This window comes from Flavobacterium sp. (assembly GCF_049318325.1).
Taxonomy (GTDB): Bacteria; Bacteroidota; Bacteroidia; order Flavobacteriales; family Flavobacteriaceae; genus Flavobacterium.
On sequence record NZ_JBMOGQ010000169.1, the window covers coordinates 1 to 4,261 of the forward strand.

Sequence of the window (4,261 nt, forward strand, 5' to 3'; positions counted from 1 at the left end):
TGCAAGTTTATCATAAGTCTCGTTTAAAAATAATTGCATATTACCAACATTTGTAAACAATCTTTGATCATTTAATTCTCCTTCTTGCACAATTTCTGTTGCATCATTACATGAAAACAATATGGCAAAAAGACTTAAAAATACTATTCTTTTTTTCATTTTATATTTAATTAAAAATTAATATCTACACCAAAAGTATACACCTTAGGAGTTGGAAAATATCCAGAACCACCAGTTGTAAATGTTTCAGGATCAAAACCTTTCCACTTAGTCCAAGTTAAAATATTTTCTCCTTGTAATCTGAAACGACACCCTTTAATAAAGGTTTTCTTCAAGAATTTAGCTGGCACATCATAACCAAAGCTTATGTTTCTTAATCTAACAAATGAAGCATCACGTAAGAATCTATCTGACAAATCACCAGCATCGATATTAGTAGCATTCAATGATGGAATGTTAGAACTAGTATTTGTAGGTGTCCAAGCATTGAATAATTCATTACTTACAGGGAATGGATTCACATTTCTAATATCCATTAAACCTGCATAATCAGAATCGAATTTGTAAAAATCTTGAGAATATACAAAAGAAGCATCTAAGAAGAACCCTTCATAAGAGGAGTTAAAACCAAAACCACCTTGATATTTAGGAAGGTAATTTTTGTCAGTAGTTCTTCTATCAGCATCTGTTGGATCTTCAGTCAAATTGTTGTTGATATCTAAGAAAAGTAAATTTCCATTTACCGGATTAACCCCCATATATGGAACTAGATAATACTGATTAGCTGTTTGACCTTTAACTTGTACAAAACTATCACCAAGTCTAACTAGTCCGTCCCCATCAGGATCTAATGAACCTAAACTAGCAATCTCATTGTCATTAAATGCTCCATTAGCAAAAACAGAAAGTTTAAACTTAGAATCTTTTAACACATCAAAACGTAAAGATAATTCATATCCTTGATTTGATAAAGCACCATCATTACTTGCAATAGATCTAATTCCATTAGCTGCAGAAATTGGAATAGATTGGTATAAATCAGTAGTCAATTTACGGTACCAATCAAAAGATCCCGAAAGTCTATTTTTAATGTTAAAATCGATACCAATATTAGTTTGGGCAGTTGTTTCCCATTTCAAAGCTGTATTTGCATAACTTGAAACTCCAAAAGAAGCAGAATTTGGATACCCTTGTTGCGAACTATTCAAATCTCTAACCGCTTGTGCAGCATAGAATATAGTACTTTGTGTATCATCTTCACCTCTAGCTTGAACGTTTTGGTTACCCGTTGTTCCGTAAGAAGCTCTAAGTTTTAAATCTTTAATCCAAGTAGCATTTTTCATAAAACTCTCTCTTGAGATGTTCCATCTACCTGCAACAGACCAAAAAGTTCCCCATTTATTATCATCAACAAAACGGTAAGAAGCATCACGTCTTAATGTTGCAGCTAAACCAAATTTTGTATCATAATCATAATCTAAGGTGCCGAAATAAGAGAATGTACCAGCATTAACATTCCCTGCTCCCGTTGTAGGTATGTAACTTGCAGGTAAAGTAGTAGCATAAGGTATATAACCTGTACCTGCTCCTGGAGACCAAGTAAGTGGATTCAAACCAATTTGTTGGAATAAAAATACTCTTCTATGCGCTTTCAAATATTCTGTATATCCTGAAATATCTAAAGTATGTTTTTCTGCAAAAATTCTTTTGTAATTAAGTCTGTTCACAAAATTGAACATAAACTCTCTTTGACTTCTTTGATTTTCTAAACCATGAAAAGCTTGACCTGCTCCAACCGCTCTTACAATGGACAGATACGCTTCTGGACCAATAGCAAAAGTTCTTTTATCTTCAGTATAATCAGCACCAGCTGTTACAGAATAAGTTAAATCTTTAGTTAATTTATAACTCATGTTTGCTGCCAATAAAGTTTTATATTCGTCAAAAAAACTTGGCGCACGATTTTTTTGGAATAAATCTAAAAGCATGAAAGGAACGATGTCTAAAGATGGAGCTCCATATTCATCAAATAATTGTTGACCACTTACATAAGTAGAAGGACTGTAATAAGATGCAGATGAAAGATATCCTTGTAGTGGATTTTGAAGCACGTTAGTATTAATTCCACCTCTAGTTTCTTGCTCTAATTGATTTCTTCTTGAATACGTCAAACCAACATTTAAACCATAGTTAAATTTATCATTGCTAGATTTACCCGTAAAATTACTTCTAATAGAAAACCTTTTGAAAGTTGTCGTAGGAACAATACCTTGTTGATCATAATAACCTACAGAAGTAAAATTAGACATATTTTTACCCCCCGAAGTGATACTTAAATCATGGCTTTGGGTAGTGCCTATTCTAAAAAATACATCTTTCCAGTTGGTATTTGTAGTGAATGCATCAATGTTATTTGGATCAACTACAAACATAGGATCACCCGTAACATTATTAACAGGAGCAGAACCATCAAATCCAGGACCGTCACCGAATATATTTTGTAATCTTAAATGTTGCTTGGCATTAACAAGGTTATAATTATCTCCTCTAAATTCTGATGTACCATAAGAAGATGAATAATTTATTGCCATTGATTCGTCATACCCTGCTTTTTTAGTGTTAATTAAAATTACACCATTTGTACCTCTGTTACCATATATAGCTGTAGCAGATGCATCTTTTAATACAGTAACACTTTCTATATCATTTGGATTTAAATTTCTAAAGAAAGCTTGCGTCAAAGGAATACCGTCAACTACATATAACGGATCAGTACTAGCATTAAGAGAACTTTCCCCTCTAATGATTACATCTATCTTATTAGTTCCTGGCTGCCCTGAACCTAAAGCAATATTTGTACCTGCCAATTGACCTTGTAAAGATTGAAGCACGTTAACGTTAGGTCTATTCGCAACTGTTTTTGCTGACACGGTTTGTGTTGCTCCAATTGTTTTGGCTTTTGTTGCAGTTCTACCATAACCTTGCACTACGACTTCATCAAGTTTTACTCCGTCTTGCAATTTTACATTTACGGTGTTTGATGCTCCAACTGTAATTGAAGTATCAGACATTCCAACAAAAGAAATTACAAGTACTTCACCTTGTTTTGCTTTGATTGAAAATTTACCATCAAAATCTGCTTGCGCAGAACGATTAGTGCCTTTAACAATAATGTTAGCACCTGGTAGAGGCCCAGAATTATCTGAAACAACACCTGTTACAGTTTTCTCTTGTGCAAACGAAAACTGCATTGATAACGCCATTAATAGCGTAAAAATCCATTTGAACTTCGATCTCATATTAATTTTATTTGAGTTAGTTATTTTGCAAACTTCTTAATTATTTCTTAATTAACCAAACATTAACACTAAATAATATTTTGAAATATTGTTAAATATTTTTATTAACGAATGCTTCATGATAATAGTGATACAATTATAATTATAGAGTTGCGTCATTTTTTATATTTTTAGAAAAATTTTTTAATGTTACAATTCAAATTCTCAAATTTTGAAATAGAGTGTGGAACTGACGAAGCTGGTCGAGGTTGTCTTGCGGGGCCAGTTACTGCAGCAGCTATTATATTGCCAAAGAATTTTGAATTGAGCTTACTCAATGACTCAAAACAACTCTCAGAAAAAACAAGAGAAAAACTTAAACCGATTATAGAAGAAAAAGCCATTTCTTTTTCTGTTACTCATTTGGAACCACTAATTATAGATGAAATAAATATTTTAAACGCATCAATCAAAGCAATGCAGAATAGCATCTTAAAACTTGACCCTTTACCTAATTATATAATAATTGATGGAAATCGCTTCAAACCTATTAACAATATTCCATTTTCTACAATAATTAAAGGCGACTCAAAATACATGAGCATTGCAGCAGCTTCGGTTTTAGCAAAAACATACAGAGATGAATATATGAATAGAATTCATGAAGAATTTCCAATGTACAACTGGAAACAAAACAAAGGCTACCCAACAATCGAACACAGAGAAGCCATAAGAAAATATGGCGTCACTAAATACCATCGGATGTCGTTTCGATTATTGCCTGAGCAATTGAAATTAGATTTATGATTGCAGATAAACAATTTTAGATTTCAAAATGCTTAAAATTTGCTTCAAAAAGGGTTGAAAAATGTTTTATGATTTTATCTTTTACTTCTTCCTCATCAATCCTTCTTCCAAGTTCAACGTGCATCGAAGTAACAGCTTTTCCTTTAATGCCACATGGAATGATATTATCAAAATAG

Annotated in this window: 2 protein-coding genes and 1 pseudogene; 1 reads left to right on the forward strand and 2 read right to left on the reverse strand. The window is 32.5% G+C overall.

Annotated elements, in window-relative coordinates:
* Nucleotides 1-170: 170 nt before the first annotated feature.
* Complete coding sequence (locus ACOYLP_RS11055; RefSeq protein ID WP_422856228.1) at nt 171-3,299, reverse strand: SusC/RagA family TonB-linked outer membrane protein; 3,129 nt, start codon at nt 3,297-3,299, stop codon at nt 171-173.
* A 186-nt stretch (nt 3,300-3,485) separates the two neighbouring features.
* On the opposite strand from ACOYLP_RS11055, the gene ACOYLP_RS11060 reads away from it, so the two are divergent.
* On the forward strand, nt 3,486-4,085 hold the full coding sequence (locus ACOYLP_RS11060; RefSeq protein WP_422856229.1) for a ribonuclease HII: 600 nt from the start codon (nt 3,486-3,488) through the stop codon (nt 4,083-4,085).
* Nucleotides 4,086-4,101: 16 nt separating this feature from the next.
* Here ACOYLP_RS11060 and ACOYLP_RS11065 read toward each other — a convergent pair.
* Nucleotides 4,102-4,261 (reverse strand): annotated as a pseudogene (locus tag ACOYLP_RS11065) (lipoyl(octanoyl) transferase); the annotation flags it as partial.

Excerpts from the sequence above, each read along its gene's own strand:
- ACOYLP_RS11055 (WP_422856228.1), bottom strand. The coding sequence starts at position 3,299 with ATGAGATCGAAGTTCAAATGGATTTTTACGCTATTAATGGCGTTATCA.
- ACOYLP_RS11060 (WP_422856229.1), top strand. The coding sequence starts at position 3,486 with ATGTTACAATTCAAATTCTCAAATTTTGAAATAGAGTGTGGAACTGAC.